We start from the raw sequence: 13543 nt of genomic DNA on the forward strand, positions 1-13543 counted from the left end.
CCGCAGGGGGCACTCGCGTCCCCTACGGGATGTGTTCGCCTCCCCCTAGGACCTCCCCCCAGGACCCCCTACAGATCCAGCCCCTTCGGCGGCGGCCCCTGCGGGTCCGGGCCGCGGCCGGAGAGGACCTCGCCGTACGCCTGCATCAGATCGGGCAGCCGGAGCGTGGCGAGGTCGTCGCGGCTCGGGGTGCCGCGCCACGTGGACAGCCGCAGATCGCGGTAGGCGCAGCTCTTCTCGTACAGGGTGCGCAGGAAGCGGCCGTTGCCGAGTTCGTCGATCCAGCCCTGGTCGACGACATGGCCGCTGATGCTGCACAGCTCGTCGCGGGACTCGTCGTCCCAGAGGTCGCCGTTCTCCGCGGCCAGTACCTCGCCGATCGCGGTCAGCTCCAGCGGCCGGTAGCTGGGGAAGTCGACGCGGGTGGTGAAGCGGGAGGACAGGCCCGGATTGGCGGCCAGCAGCCGGTCCATGCCCTCCGGGTAGCCGGCCAGGATGACGACCAGCCGGTCGCGGTTGTCCTCGGCGCGCTTGAGCAGCACCTGAAGGGCCTCGTCGCCGTACGCGTCGCCCTTGCTGTAGCCGGAGTTGGACAGGCTGTACGCCTCGTCGACGAACAGCACCCCGCCCAGCGCCGAGTCGATCAGTTCATTCGCCTTGACCGCGGTCTGGCCGAGGAACTCGCCCACCAGATCGGCCCGTTGGGCCTCCACGAGATGGTCGCCGCCGAGCAGTCCCAGGGCGTAGAAGACCCGCCCGAGTATGCGGGCCACGGTCGTCTTGCCGGTGCCCGAGGGCCCGGAGAAGACGAAGTGCCGCTTGGGCGGCTGCACCGGCAGGCCCTGGCTCGCGCGCAGCCGCGCCATCCGCAGCTGGGCGGACAGCGCCCGTACCTGCCGTTTGACCGGCTCCATGCCGACCATCCGCTCCAGCTCCGCCAGCGCCTTTTCCAGCAGCACCGGGTCGGAGGGCCCGGCGGGCAGCCGTTCGGCGCCGCGCGGGCCCGGCGCGGCGGCCTTCATCCGGGCCGCGGTGCCGGCCCCGGCCGCCTTGCCGCCCATGTCGCCGTCCAGCCCGTCCAGCCCGTCCAGCTCGTCGGGCTCGCCGGTCGCCAGCAGCTCGCGGCCGTCGACCGGGTCCAGCGGGGAGAGCGGGTCGAGATCGCCGCCGGCCTCCTGGCCGAAGCCGGGGGCGGAGACCGCCGCGAGATCCGCGCCCTCGTCCAGGCCGTCCCCCTCGGCGATGGCGGCGAGCCGCGCCGCGGTGTCCATGAACGCCGGGTCGACGCGGTGCACCGCGCGGTAGAGGGGGAGCGCCGCGGCGCTGCGGCCGGTGCCCTCATGAGCGCGGGCGAGCCAGTAGCGCAGCTCCTTGCGCTGCGGCTGCTCGCTGCGGCAGCGCATCAGCGCCGCCGACAGCATCGGCTCGGCCTGCCCGTACATCTCCAGCCGCACCCGGGCCATACCGCCGAACAGCCCGGCCTCGATGCCCAGGACCGGGTCGCCCAGCAGTGGTTCGGTGTGCCGTACGAGCTGGTCCCAGTCCTTGACGAGATAGGCGCGGCAGGCGTGCAGAAAGCGGACCTGGGGATCGGTGTCCACCGGCGGGCAGCCGGCCAATGCCTGGTCCAGCTCGGCGACATGGCGGCCGTCCAGCCAGTGGGAGGCGTGTGCGAGCAGCAGATCGCGGCCGGTCTCCAGCACCGGCTGCACCCACCAGCCGAGCCAGTACCAGGAATTGAGGGTGCGTCGGTGGCGGGAGCGCTGCTCACCGAAGCGGTCGCGGTGCCGGTGCATCCGCAGCAGTGCGGTGGAGGTGTCGACGCGCAGTGCGTGCAGGCCGAGCCAGGCGTCGGCCATCGATGGATCGAGTCGTACCGCGGCCCGGAACTCCTCCTCGGCCTGCGGGTACGCGCCCACGGTGTAGGCGTCGACCGCGCGCAGCCAGGCGAGTTCGGCCGGGGCGGGCGAGCCTTGTGTGCCGAATTCCATCCCGTCCCCCCACAAAACGTACCCCCGTGGTGTGCCGCCGGACGAGTGCCGGGCCGTAGCTCCCGAACCAGCGGTCGGCGGACGGGAGTTGACCGTCACCGCGCACCTCGGTCGGTGTCCTTCGGTGGCACAGACTCGCATCGTACCTGCGGAAACGGTGCGGGCCGAAGAGGGCGGAACGGGGGAGGGGAAAGGGAGGGGTGGAGGGGCGCGGGCGGGGAAGCTGCGGCTGGGCGGCGCGAAGAATGCGGTGACCCAGGGTGAGGGAAGAGCGGCGCGGAGCGCGGTGGGAACGGTGCGTTCGCACAGAACGAAGCCCCCGATCACGGGGGAACAACCGGGGGCTTCGCGTCTGCGGGCGGTCCGTAGAACCGCACATTGAGAACGTAAGTCCTGTACGCCCCCCAGGTCAAGCCGAGTTGGGGCAGTCGGCGGGTCCCTGTCGGCGCGATGCGGCGCCTCGACCGCGGTCCGTTACGGAGGGTGAAATCCGGGGCGGATCAGGGCGTCGAAGAAGGTCCCACGCGTACCTCGTATCCCATCTGCCCCTGGTGCACCAGGAAATCGGCGTACGGGCGGGACGGATCCTCGGCGAAGTGGGTGAGCTCCGCCGGGATCCAGCCATCCCAGAAGGCGGAGAGCTCCGGTCCGTCCCGGAGTTGACCCCTTTCCCATGAGTGATCGCTCGTCAGTTCCATCCACAGCAGGCACGCCAGATACGGCCGCAGGGACCGGCGGCCCGTACCGACGCCCTCGACCAGCACCACGGGCGCGGGTGCCACCACGTGCTGCTCCATGAACGCCCGGCGCACCCAGTCATAGACCCCGTACCGCGCGTTCTCTCCCCGGGACAGCGGCTCCAGCACCTGTGCCCGGAACCGGTCGCTCCAGGCGAACAGCTCGTCATGGGTGGCGAGGTCGTCGGTGTGCACCACCGGCGCACCGTCGAGGGCGGCCGCCAGCAACTGGGCGAAGGTGGTCTTGCCGGACCCCGCGTGCCCGTCGACCGCAATCAGCCGCACCGGCCCGCAGGAGGGCGGCAGGGCGCGCAGCCGGGCGGCGAGCGAGGTCAGATCACGGTCCATCACGCCAGCGTATGTCAGTGGTCCACACCAATAATGTCGCGCGACACGGGAATATTGTTGCCGTGGCGCGCGCCGAACCGCTGGCCGAAGGGCAAGCGGAGCGGTGATAGTTGAGCCACCGCCGACCTGCCCGTGCGCACCCGTTGTCCCGGCCCGATTCCGCACACCCGATCGCATGCATCCGACTGGGGGACTTTCACGATGACCAGCTCCGCGCCCCGGCGCACCGTCCTCGCCGCCGCGCTCGCCGTGGCGGCAGGCGCCGCCACCCCCTTGGCGCAGGCCGTCGTTCCCGACGACGCGCCTGCCGACGCGCCCGCCGACCAGCCCGCAGACCAGCCCGCAACGAAGCAGAAGCGCCTCGTGGACTACCACGCCTGGACGACCGACGCCGAATGGAGCCAGGGCGCCGCCGCCGGCTGCCGCGTGGAGGGCGGCGCCCGCCCCGGCGTCGTCATCGGCAAGCCGGCCGGCACCTACGAGTACCTCGACCCGCACACCCACAAGAAGTCCACCTGGGAGTACGCCACCTGGACCTCCCCGGCGCACACCCTCAAGGTCCCCGCGACCGAGGCCGTGGCCTCCTGGAGCGCCCATGCCCCGGCCGGCACCTGGATCGCCGTCGAGCTGCGCGGCAGGTACAGCACGGGCGAGCACACCCCCTGGTACGTCATGGGCCGCTGGGCCGCCGGTGACCAGGACATCCGCCGTACCTCCGTCGACGACCAGAAGGACGGCAAGAGCAGCATCTCGACCGACACCTTCGCCATCGACGACCCGAAGAGCGGCCTGCGCCTGACCTCGTGCAAGCTGCGGCTGACGCTCTACCGCAAGCCGGGCACGAAGCTCACGCCCAAGGTGTGGCGAGCCGGCCTCATGGGCTCCGACGTCCCGGACCGCTTCACCGTCCCGGCCTCCGAGCCGGGTATCGCGTCCGGTCGTGAGCTGGCCGTCCCGCGCTACTCCCAGGAGATCCACAAGGGTCAGTACCCGGAGTACGACAACGGGGGAGAGGCCTGGTGCAGCCCGACCTCCTCCCAGATGATCATCGAGTACTGGGGCCGCAAGCCCACGCCCGAGGATCTCGCCTGGGTCAACCGCGACTACGCCGACCCGCAGATCTGCCACGCCGCCCGCTTCACCTACGACTACCAGTACGAGGGCTGCGGCAACTGGCCCTTCAGTGCCGCCTACGCCGCGACGTACAACGACCTCCAGGGCGTGGTCACCCGCCTCGGCTCCCTGGCGGACGTGGAGCGTCTGGTCCATGCGGGCATCCCCGTCATCACCTCCCAGTCCTTCCTCAAGGAGGAGCTGGACGGCGCGGGGTACGGCACGCCCGGCCACATCATGACCGTCATCGGCTTCACCGCGAGCGGCGACGTCATCGCCAACGACCCGAACTCGCCTACCAACGAGGCGGTGCGGCGCGTCTACAAGCGCCGGCAGTTCGAGAACATCTGGCTGCGGACGAAGCGCTACGACGCAAACGGCCAGGTCAAAGGCGCTACGGGAGGCGTCTGCTACCTCTACTTCCCCGTGAAGTCAGCACCAAGTCAGCACCGGGTCCTGCGAGAGCTCGGAATCCTGTAGCGGCTCACGCCGCCAACCCGACCGACAGCTCCTCCGGCAGGTAGCCCTGGAAGGTCGCCGCTACCACCTGACGGCAGCGCTCGCGCCCGTCCTGGGTGAGGTGCCCGTAGCGGTCGACCGTGACCTTGATGGACCGGTGCCCCAACCACCGGGACACCTCGTGAATGGACACTCCGTTCGTCAAGGTCACGGTCGCCCATTTGTGCCTCAGGTCATGGGGTGTGTATTGCAGAAGCCCCAGCCGTTTGATGGCCCGATCCCAGGAAGCGCGGACGAGTCCGGGATATGTCATCCCGCCCTGCTGGTTGAGGATGGGGAACCGGTCGGCGAAGGAAGTGAAGAATTCCGGCACCGGAACGTCGCGCCATTCACCTTCTTTCCGGTGCTTCAAGGGCGCGTATCGCGCCACATAGGGTCCGTCCTCATCCCGATACCGGACGATCTGACGCCGCAGGCGCAACATGCCGTCCTGAAAATCCTCGGGAAAGACTCCCAGTGATTCGCCGATACGCAGTCCGCCGCAAGCCATCAGCCACACCGCAGGCTCCAAGCGCGGTCCGATGGCGTGCGCGATGGCCTTGATCTCTTCGAGGCTCGGAAGGCTTCGCTCGTCTACCGGAACCACCGGATTATCGGGCTTCTCTGCTTCCTTGACCGGGTTGCTGGGTATACGCCTGTGGCGCACTGCGTGGGAGAAGAGCGACGACAGTGCAATGTTGCGCGCGTCGATCGTGTTCGGCTTTGCCCCACCCTTCGCCCACCGCGCGTACAGCTCCTCCACATCGGCTGCCGTCACCTGAGCGATTGTCTTTCGCCCCAGGTGCGGCAGGACGTGAAGCCGCAGGATGCGCTCGTACGACTCCCAGGTGCCGCCCGACAGGAGCACTCCCTTGAGCCAGTCCTCGGTATAGCGACGCAGCGAAACCTTGCCGGCGTTCGGGTCGATATACGTGTTCTCACGCTTGTCGTTCTCCACCTTGGTGGCGAAGTCCACCGCGTCCTTCTTGCGGTCGAATGCCTTCTGGCGCTGCCGGGAACTGCGCCCGCCGGGCTCCCGGTAGCGGACAACCCAGCGCTTTCCAGGTGCACCAGCGCCCTTGTCCAGGACCGTAGCCACATCCACACCAATCCGTCCGAGAGTCCCCGACGGGTCTTCCCGCCAGGGGGTGTTGTTGTAGCTCGGAATTCCGGCCGTGCCAAATGTGGGCTGCGGGGGAGAATTTTGCTACGTCGCCACTCATTCGGGACTTCGACTGCGTGACTGATGAGGGCTCGTGGACTGTCCGCCGCATAGCAGCTAGCGCCAGAGCGGGGTGTCGCTGGCCGACTGGTTGCCGCAGAGCCGGGAACAGCATCGGCTTGAGGTGGTGAGAAGCGGGAGGTGGAGAGTCCGGGGGGACAGAACCCGGCGTACAGGCCGACTCGCCCGCCGCCACCCGGGACTTTGCCTCGAAAAGGGCCTCTGACCTGTATCGGAGGCACTTTCCAATCTTTCGGGGCCTTGCCTGCTTAGTACTCCAGTTGTAGATCGTGATCTTCATGTCTGTGTTGCGGCTTGTCGCCGGTAATGACTGTTCTGGGCCCGGGCCTGGTGACGGCGTCGTCAGTCGGACCACCTGAGCCGGTGGGCCGCATCGCGGAGGGGCTTGAAGACGAGGGTGATGAACAGGCGCTGGATCTCGTTGCAAGACAGCGGGACCAGGCCGTCGGGGGCAGGCTGGCGGGCGTGTTCCTCGGCGCGGACCACGGCCAGGAAGGCGTGGGCGAGCATCGCGAGGGTGACCCAGCGACTCCAGGAGGGGTAGCGCCGGACCTGATGCTCATCGAGCCCCGCCAGCCCCTTCTCGCTCTGGAAGGTCTCCTCCACCCGCCAGCGCGATCCCGCGACCCGCACCAAGGCGGTCAGGGGCACCGGATGGGGCGAGTAGCAGTGGTAGTAGGCGAGTTCGCCGGTGGTGCGGTTGCGGCGGATCAGCAGCTGGCGGTGGCCCGGCGCTGGAGCGGCCAGGTCGATGACGGCCCAGTCGTAGAACCGCTGCCCCTTCGCGCCGCGTCCGGCCGAGAGCTTCTGCCAGGCCCACTTCGGCACCTTCTGGACCAGCGCATCGGCGCGGAACGTGCCCGCACCGGTGGTCACTTCGGCCGAGCAGGCCACCGCGAGGACATAGCCGATGCCGCGTTCCTCCAGAGCCGCCCGCAGTTTCGGGTTGCCGCCGTAGACCTCGTCACCGGTGACCCAGCTGAGGCGGTGTCCGGCGTCCAGGAACCGCTCGATCATCGTGCGGGCCAGTTCCGGCTTGGTCGCGAAGACGGTGTCCTCGCCGAGCCCCGCGGCCCGGCAGCGATCCGGGTCGCACGTCCAGAAGCGCGGGATGTACAGCTCCCGGTCCACCGCCGCGTGTCCCCGGGCGCCGGCGTAGACGAGGTCGACGGCGACCTGGGAGTTCTCGATCCGCCCGGCCGTGCCGGTGTACTGGCGCTGGACCCCGACGGTATGGGTGCCCTTCTTTACGTCGCCGGTCTCGTCGACGACCAGCACCGCGGCATCGTCGTAGAGGTGCTCGACGACGTATTCGCGCACGTCGTCGCGGATGGCATCGGCGTCCCAGGCGGCCCGGCACAGCAGGTACTGCATGCCGTGCGGGCTGGCCTCCCCGGCCCATTCCGCGATCGTCCAGCAGTTCTTGCGCGGCAGGTCCGACAGCAGGCCCAGCACCAACCGCCCGGCCCGCAGGCGGGGTTCGACCCGGGCGAAGCGGCCCGCGATCCGGCCCATGGCCACCTCGAACGCCTCCCGTCATCGGACAGGATTTATGCTGTGACCCGCGGCCACCGTCTCATCGTTTGTCCACACAACTCACGATGATCAACGGTGGCCGCACCCGTCTCCGCACCGGCCCAACCAGCAAGATCAAGGCGCGCAGCGACAGGCCTTCAGTCCCGGCCCCCAGCTGCCGGGGCCGCGACTGAAGGCACCTCACGCCGAACGAACAGCTCGTGCCCCCCGGATCAGCAGCGCCGCCGGGATCAGCCCCAGCAACATCGGCGTCGGCTCCAGAACCGCCGCCGCCACCACGCACCACACCGCCAGCCCCCAGCCGATGGACGCCGGCAGCGCGATGCTCCGCCGGGCCAGGTCTGACACGAGCGCACCCAGCAGCATCATCGGCACGGCGAAGCTGCCGATGATGATCCAGAACGCACCGTTCGCGCCACGGGGGTGGATGAACTCGTCACGCGGCAGCCCCCACAGTGCCCCAGTGAACCACTCATCGGCGTACTGGACGTTCTGCACTCCCAGCACGATGAGGTGCACCGCTCCCAGGATCATCAGGATCCGTCCTGCCCAGCGTCCCATCGCCGCTCCCCCTTTTCGAAACCATGAGTTTCGGAACCGCAAGTACCGTAACATGGCCGCATGGGACGACCTCGAGACAGCCGGGTCGACGTAGCGATCCTCACCGCCACCCGCAGTCTCCTGGCGGAGAGCGGATACACCGGGCTCACCGTGGACGCCGTGGCCGAGCGCGCGCGGATCGGCAAGGCGGCGATCTACCGGCGCTATGCGACGAAGCAGGAGATGGTGTTCGCAGCAGCGGTGCACAGCGCGGACCTGCCCCCGCCACCCGATACGGGAAGCCTGCTCGGGGACCTGACGGCGCTCGTCCAGGAGATCGTGGACCACGTCACCAACCCGGCGGCCGCCGCCGCGATCCCGGGGCTGCTCGCCGACGTACGCAGTTCGCCGGAGCTCACCGCTCGCTTCCGCGACGCCTTCGTCACCGTCCAGCAGGCCGGCCTCGCCGAACTGCTCGGCCGAGCGGTCGCCCGCGGCGAGCTCCCGTCATCCCCGGACATCGACCTCGTCCACGCCCTGGTGGCCGGCCCGGTCTTCGCCACGGTCTACCTCCAAAACCGCTCCCCGGACGGCCTGGCCGAACAACTGGGCCGGATCGTCACCGCCGCTCTCACTGAGGCCTGACCTACCCATGTCCGGCCCCTCCACGATGCGGCCCACCGGCTCGGCTGGTCCGACAGGCGACGCCGCCATCAGGAGCGATCAGGCACCAGCCATTACCGGCGACAATCCGCATCCCAGACATGAACATCACGATCTACAGCTGGAGTATTAGGCAGTGGAAAGTCCCCGGAAAGTCCCCCTGCCAGAGCGGAAAGTCCCCCGAAAAGTCCCCGGGATGGGCGGCCTGACGAGACCTCTGAACAGGCGATTCGTCGGACGGTGCCACGGGGGAAGGCATTGATCGCCGAGAGCTGCCACCTCCCTCGGGCTGCGGATGCGTGCCTGCCGAAGCTGAGAGGCCCCGTCAGGGTGGTGGCGTGTCAGGGGTCAGCCCAGCATTGAGGCTTTTACACGTATAACAGCTGGAAGGGAACCAGTTCACTCGGAGGGGGAGCTGTCACCTTCATCTCTCTCTGCGGCAGCCGCGGCACGGGGCATCCGCAGCAAGCGCCAGCCGGCCGGTATCGCCCACCAGAGATATCGAGCAAGAGGCATGAAGATCAACACGGCCATTCCCAAGGCGACATCGTGCAGCATCTGCTCGGCCATGTCGGGTTGAGGATTTTGTGGATTGGTTGCCAGCCATCGGAGCGAACGGTACTCGGTGAAAACCATGAGGATCAGTACGACGAGCCAGGTGCTGAACATGGCGCTTTCGAAGATGAAACGGGGCCTGCTCTTCCACGTTGGATTGGTACCTGCAAGGTACCGCTCAAAGTCGTTCCTGACCCACTGGAAGTGGGGGCGCCACTCCACGATGCCCGCCAGCACGATGACGGGGGCGACTGCTGCGACGGTGGTGGCAAAGGCTTCTGTCATCTGCACTCCAACAGTCTGCCCTCGGAGATATCAACTGTTCATCAGGTTTGGGCGGTTGTCCACCTGCCCAGCCGATGTAACGGACCTTGATTGCCCAGCACGCTGCATGAACTGAATACAGCGGCGCCCCCCGAATGCCTCGCGGACCTCCTCCACGCTGCCGGGACACATCCTGAGCCGCAGATCAGAGCCGAGCCGAACGGCTCCTGGCGTTGATCTTCCGGGCTCGGTAGCTAGTCGAGGGCGCTGGCCCCATAGTCGGCGGCGTCCGTCGGACGCAGTTGGTCGCGGGCGTACACCGCGGCGAGGCGCTTGCGGTCGCCGGCGTACCACGGCATCGCGGCGTACTTGGCCGCCCACTGCGGCGGCCAAGGGATGTAGGAATCAGGCAGAGGCGCTGCGTCTCCTCCCCCAAGTTGCGCAGGACGTAGGTGCAGGCGTCGGCTCCCTGCATCATGTGAGGCATGGATCAAGGACTAGCCGCCGTTCTTGGCGCCGGTGTTGGCGTACTGGGCACCCTCGGCACTGCCTCTCTGGCATACATTGCTGCTCGACGTCAGGCTGTGGATCAAGGCATGGTCCATCACTGGCAGAGGGTGCGGGATGACCGCCGAGACGCCTATCTGGCGCTCTTGGAAGAAGCCGCAACTGTCACGGATGTAGTGCACTCCTTCACACCCCGAGCCATGCCGAGCGAGTCGCTCGTACGTGAGGCGGTTTCGGAGATGAATCCGGCCGTTTCCAAGCTGTATGCCTGCGCTACCCGTGTGGCTCTCGCTGGCTCTGCCGAGGTCGGATCCCGGGCATTCGAAGTGCACAAGGTTGCTCGAAACTGGCGCCTCTTCCTCGAAGTACTCATGAGAAATCAGGTAACTGCGGAAGAGTACGGTGAACGCTTGCACGAGGTGACGCAGGCGTTCACCCGAGCCCTTGCAACTTTTACAGGCGCAGCCCGTGACCTTCTACAGGTTCCCTTCTTCCCCGGGCCGTAACCAGCCCAATGCTTGACTGTTTGCGGCGTTGTCTATATCAGGCGCACAGCTCTGGTCGACTTGATGAATTCATACTCGTCGACTTCCCGCGGCGTCATTGCGATTATGTGGAACGGCGGCTGAAAATCTTCCCAGGGCTCCATCTTGCGCAGCGCCACGACTGCAGAGCGATCCTCGTAGACCAACAGAACGTCCAGGTCCGCAGGGTGCTCAGACCTTAGCGCCGAACCAAACAGCCACACCTGTAGGGGCTGCAAACTACTCGCTGCCTCCAACAGTAATCTCAGATGAGGCCAGCCGTTCAGGTCCAATTGCTGCCCAGATCATCTAGGAAGTCGACCAAGCGGACCAGAGGGATTCCTGTTTGGCTCGCGGCCTGCATCGAGTCAGTCGAGAATCCACGGCAATTGGGATTGGTAACTACGACCAGGTCAGGTTCAATTCCCTCGTAGCTTTCGAGAATGCTGTATAGCCTGTCAGCTGTGAACTCGTAGACATTGGTCGTAACGATGGTGAGTGGCCGGTGTTTCTTGCGCTGAATCTCGTAGGCGTGATATCCCTTCCGCTTGAGGGACTTCACGGCTTTGTTGTATTTCAGCCTGCGCTGCTCGTACTGCTCCTGGCTGTCGATGTGTCCAGCGATATCCTCGTCGTGCTGGAGCGCATCAACGAGTTCACCGAACCCGGCCACACAGACGCCGAGCTCCTCGGCCCGCTCGTAGGCCGCGTGAGTGATATTCGTCGGCACCACGACCACGAACCCGGTGCCAGGAATATCCTCGACGGCGGCAACGAGATTCTCTGCATCGAACGTCTCTCCCTTCGAGAGTCCGACACACAGGACACGAGCGTCCGGGTACGGGTCACGGGCGATCTCCAACTGCCGCTCGGGTAGCCTCGTCGAGGAAAAGCCTTTTTCCCGCAACTTTGCCTCGATCCAGCCTCGCACATCATTCATGTCCGCTTCGTTACTCTCTAGTCCAGGAAGACATCCTGAATGCCTTCGGGGAAGCGTTCCGTACCGGTCGTGAAGTCGTCGAGGACGTGCCGGTTCTCAAACTGCTCGACGTGCAGTCGGTAGATCGTAAGGGCCTGCTCTTCCTCTGGGGTCAACAGGCGCCGATTGGCGTCCAAAACCTGAAGAATCCTGCGGTTGTTAGGCGCAATCGTGGACCGCGCGTGCCGGTGCCAGCGGATCGGGTCTCCCTGCCGGTACGGGTCTCCCGTCGGGCCGTACTTAGCGTAAATCAATGCATTATCGTCCAGCAGTCCGCGGACCTGGGCCCGCGCCTCAGCGCGAGTTAGAAATTCCGGTGTGGAAACGGCGACCTGGATTTCATCGACCCGCCCCTGCTTCCAGCCATACAGCATCTCCGCAGGATAGGCATCCGAGGCTTTGTCAATCGTCGTATGGCAGTTGGCGCACAAAAGGATCAGATTGCTGTGATGTGCTCGGTCTTCACGAGAGACAGCTTCAAACGGCACACCTCGAGGGCCATCGGGGGATGCTGGGATGACATGGGCAATTTCGCCGAAATCCACATCAAGGTCTTCGGGGAAGAGATATTGCCGACAGCTGGGGTTTCCGCAGTATCCACCGGAGTCTCCCCACAGACGTCGTCGGCTATTTACGTCAGGGCTGACCCTGCACGAGGTTCCCGCCATGGCTCCATCCACCTCGATCGGGCATCCACAGTGACGACAGCCTACGCATGCACCCCGCCTGACTGGGGACTGTTTCCGAAGCGCTGGTCACGGCGGCATGACAGATTTTTGAGCGCTTGCGCGATTTGGACGGGTTGTGCCGCCTTCCGCGACCAGCGTGGTGCGCTCTTGGCACGGTGTGTCCTACGCCGAGGGGAAGCTTGTACGAGACGTTCAAGCACACCGCTTAGCGGCTGGAGACGCGGGGCGATTGCAAGGTTCAGGGCAGCACGGAGCGTGGCCTTGATATGGGGTTGAGTGTTGAGACCAGCGGGGCGCCGAGAATCTGTGCGCGTAACCACTACGGAGAAGCGGGTCAGCCCAGGCCGTCCGTGCCGAGGTCCTTGCGCATGGCCGTTCGCAGCCTGGTGAGAGCCTCCTCGTACTCGGCCCGGCCGCCCGAATACGCCTCGTCACCGGCCAGAGTGCCATTGGCGGCAAGATCGCGAACATCGCGGAGCCGTCGAAACGTGGCCTCGGAGGCTTCGAACACCGCAGGTGAGGCAGTGATCGACATCTGATAGCGCATGGCGTAGCAGGGCGCGAAGCTGTCGCGCGCCGAAGCAGCTCGCTCAGCAAGCCCCAGGTCTCCATTCCTCGCCAGGCTTCGCAGAGCATTGCTGGCCTCCGACAGGCAGGCAAGGTACTCCCCGTACAGGTCACGCCGCACGCCGATAGTGCGCACGTGCTGCTCGCGGCGCCATCGACTGCGGTCCAGCAGGGCGGCGGATGCGGTCGCGATGACCGCTCCGACTATCGCGCTGGCCAATGTCATCCACTGCATGGACCGAACGTAGGGGCTACGACGGCCGAGCAGGCAGTGGCGGAATCGGTCAGCTGTCCTTCGAGGGGGCGTAGTAATCGCGAAGCATCTCCGTCGGCCATGGCGGCTGATGCACCTCGCCCCGAGGGCCCATCTCCACGAACCAGGGCTTGATCTCCAGCACAGGCGTCCCGTCGACGGCGTCGAGGTCCTCGACGTGGAGGTCGAGACCATCGACTCGGAGAAGCCGGCACCGGGATACACCCAGCCAGTTCTGGCGTCGCATGTTGCGGTGAGCGAAGATCCCCGTCGCGGGCCAGGCCGGGTTGTCCCGCGGTCGCCGCGCGCTTGCGTGGAGATCAGTGGGATCCGTGAGGTGGAACCGGAAGACGATCTCCAAGTGGGAGAACTCCTCAAGGCCGGCCACTGAGTCCGACGGGAACTGCTCGCTGTCGATCCGGATGATGGAGCGGGTGCCGCCCCAGAAGTCGTCGGTGGGCTTCTCGCGTCCGCCGACTACGTGCGCAAGTGCCTTGACCTCGAACGTCTCGCCGGTCATGACTGCCTCTCTGCTA

At 66.6% G+C, this 13543-nt stretch carries 14 protein-coding genes; 3 read left to right on the forward strand and 11 right to left on the reverse strand.

The window, feature by feature from the left end; all coding sequences use genetic code 11:
- Positions 1-68: 68 nt before the first annotated feature.
- Positions 69-1991, reverse strand: coding sequence for an AAA family ATPase (locus AB0I10_RS22390; protein WP_363154315.1), 1923 nt, complete (start codon positions 1989-1991; stop codon positions 69-71).
- A 500-nt stretch (positions 1992-2491) separates the two neighbouring features.
- Entirely contained in the window at positions 2492-3076 is a 585-nt protein-coding gene (locus AB0I10_RS22395) for a hypothetical protein (protein ID WP_363154316.1), read from the reverse strand.
- Between the two features lie 201 nt (positions 3077-3277).
- Between AB0I10_RS22395 and AB0I10_RS22400 the strand changes: the two genes are divergently transcribed.
- On the forward strand, positions 3278-4669 hold the full coding sequence (locus AB0I10_RS22400) for a peptidase C39 family protein (RefSeq protein ID WP_363154317.1): 1392 nt from the start codon (positions 3278-3280) through the stop codon (positions 4667-4669).
- 4 nt (positions 4670-4673) lie between these two features.
- Here the strand turns inward: AB0I10_RS22400 and AB0I10_RS22405 are convergent, their stop codons facing one another.
- The 3 genes from AB0I10_RS22405 to AB0I10_RS22415 form a co-directional block, all read right to left on the reverse strand.
- Positions 4674-5786 (reverse strand): tyrosine-type recombinase/integrase, encoded by a 1113-nt coding sequence (locus tag AB0I10_RS22405; protein WP_363154318.1) that lies wholly within the window; start codon positions 5784-5786, stop codon positions 4674-4676.
- A gap of 486 nt (positions 5787-6272) precedes the next feature.
- Positions 6273-7445 carry an IS701 family transposase gene (locus AB0I10_RS22410; protein WP_363154319.1) on the reverse strand — a complete coding sequence of 391 codons (1173 nt, stop codon included), beginning with the start codon at positions 7443-7445 and terminating at the stop codon, positions 6273-6275.
- 201 nt (positions 7446-7646) lie between these two features.
- Positions 7647-8027, reverse strand: coding sequence for a DUF6463 family protein (locus AB0I10_RS22415; RefSeq protein WP_363154321.1), 381 nt, complete (start codon positions 8025-8027; stop codon positions 7647-7649).
- A 60-nt stretch (positions 8028-8087) separates the two neighbouring features.
- Between AB0I10_RS22415 and AB0I10_RS22420 the strand changes: the two genes are divergently transcribed.
- Positions 8088-8651, forward strand: a complete 564-nt coding sequence (locus tag AB0I10_RS22420) for a TetR/AcrR family transcriptional regulator (protein WP_363154322.1) — start codon at positions 8088-8090, stop codon at positions 8649-8651.
- A gap of 417 nt (positions 8652-9068) precedes the next feature.
- On the opposite strand, the gene AB0I10_RS22425 is transcribed toward AB0I10_RS22420, so the two are convergent.
- A complete protein-coding gene (locus AB0I10_RS22425) occupies positions 9069-9515 on the reverse strand; it encodes a hypothetical protein (RefSeq protein WP_363154323.1) in 447 nt (148 codons plus the stop codon).
- Positions 9516-9973: 458 nt separating this feature from the next.
- Between AB0I10_RS22425 and AB0I10_RS22430 the strand changes: the two genes are divergently transcribed.
- The gene (locus AB0I10_RS22430; protein ID WP_363154324.1) at positions 9974-10501 is read left to right on the forward strand and encodes a hypothetical protein; all 528 of its coding nucleotides are present in this window, start codon (positions 9974-9976) and stop codon (positions 10499-10501) included.
- Between the two features lie 32 nt (positions 10502-10533).
- Here AB0I10_RS22430 and AB0I10_RS22435 read toward each other — a convergent pair whose 3' ends face one another.
- The 5 genes from AB0I10_RS22435 to AB0I10_RS22455 form a co-directional block, all read right to left on the reverse strand.
- Positions 10534-10812 (reverse strand): nucleotidyltransferase domain-containing protein, encoded by a 279-nt coding sequence (locus AB0I10_RS22435; RefSeq protein WP_363154325.1) that lies wholly within the window; start codon positions 10810-10812, stop codon positions 10534-10536.
- On the reverse strand, positions 10803-11459 hold the full coding sequence (locus AB0I10_RS22440) for a hypothetical protein (protein ID WP_363154326.1): 657 nt from the start codon (positions 11457-11459) through the stop codon (positions 10803-10805). The genes AB0I10_RS22435 and AB0I10_RS22440 overlap by 10 nt, the downstream gene beginning before the upstream one ends.
- 17 nt (positions 11460-11476) lie before the next feature.
- Positions 11477-12043: an HNH endonuclease gene (locus AB0I10_RS22445; RefSeq protein WP_363154327.1), complete on the reverse strand. Its 567-nt coding sequence runs from the start codon at positions 12041-12043 to the stop codon at positions 11477-11479.
- Between the two features lie 478 nt (positions 12044-12521).
- Positions 12522-12989 carry a hypothetical protein gene (locus tag AB0I10_RS22450; protein ID WP_363154328.1) on the reverse strand — a complete coding sequence of 156 codons (468 nt, stop codon included), beginning with the start codon at positions 12987-12989 and terminating at the stop codon, positions 12522-12524.
- Positions 12990-13038: 49 nt separating this feature from the next.
- Positions 13039-13527: an SAM-dependent methyltransferase gene (locus AB0I10_RS22455; RefSeq protein WP_363154329.1), complete on the reverse strand. Its 489-nt coding sequence runs from the start codon at positions 13525-13527 to the stop codon at positions 13039-13041.
- Positions 13528-13543: the final 16 nt, after the last annotated feature.

It is taken from the genome of Streptomyces sp. NPDC050636 (assembly GCF_040654775.1).
Classification (GTDB): domain Bacteria; phylum Actinomycetota; class Actinomycetes; order Streptomycetales; family Streptomycetaceae; genus Streptomyces.

Bases quoted from the DNA above. Each gene is read 5' to 3' on its own strand.
- AB0I10_RS22455 (WP_363154329.1), bottom strand. From the start codon at position 13,527: ATGACCGGCGAGACGTTCGAGGTCAAGGCACTTGCGCACGTAGTCGGC.
- AB0I10_RS22395 (WP_363154316.1), bottom strand. From the start codon at position 3,076: ATGGACCGTGATCTGACCTCGCTCGCCGCCCGGCTGCGCGCCCTGCCG.
- AB0I10_RS22430 (WP_363154324.1), top strand. From the start codon at position 9,974: ATGGATCAAGGACTAGCCGCCGTTCTTGGCGCCGGTGTTGGCGTACTG.
- AB0I10_RS22400 (WP_363154317.1), top strand. From the start codon at position 3,278: ATGACCAGCTCCGCGCCCCGGCGCACCGTCCTCGCCGCCGCGCTCGCC.
- AB0I10_RS22390 (WP_363154315.1), bottom strand. From the start codon at position 1,991: ATGGAATTCGGCACACAAGGCTCGCCCGCCCCGGCCGAACTCGCCTGG.
- AB0I10_RS22420 (WP_363154322.1), top strand. From the start codon at position 8,088: ATGGGACGACCTCGAGACAGCCGGGTCGACGTAGCGATCCTCACCGCC.
- AB0I10_RS22410 (WP_363154319.1), bottom strand. From the start codon at position 7,445: ATGGGCCGGATCGCGGGCCGCTTCGCCCGGGTCGAACCCCGCCTGCGG.
- AB0I10_RS22440 (WP_363154326.1), bottom strand. From the start codon at position 11,459: ATGAATGATGTGCGAGGCTGGATCGAGGCAAAGTTGCGGGAAAAAGGC.
- AB0I10_RS22415 (WP_363154321.1), bottom strand. From the start codon at position 8,027: ATGGGACGCTGGGCAGGACGGATCCTGATGATCCTGGGAGCGGTGCAC.
- AB0I10_RS22450 (WP_363154328.1), bottom strand. From the start codon at position 12,989: ATGCAGTGGATGACATTGGCCAGCGCGATAGTCGGAGCGGTCATCGCG.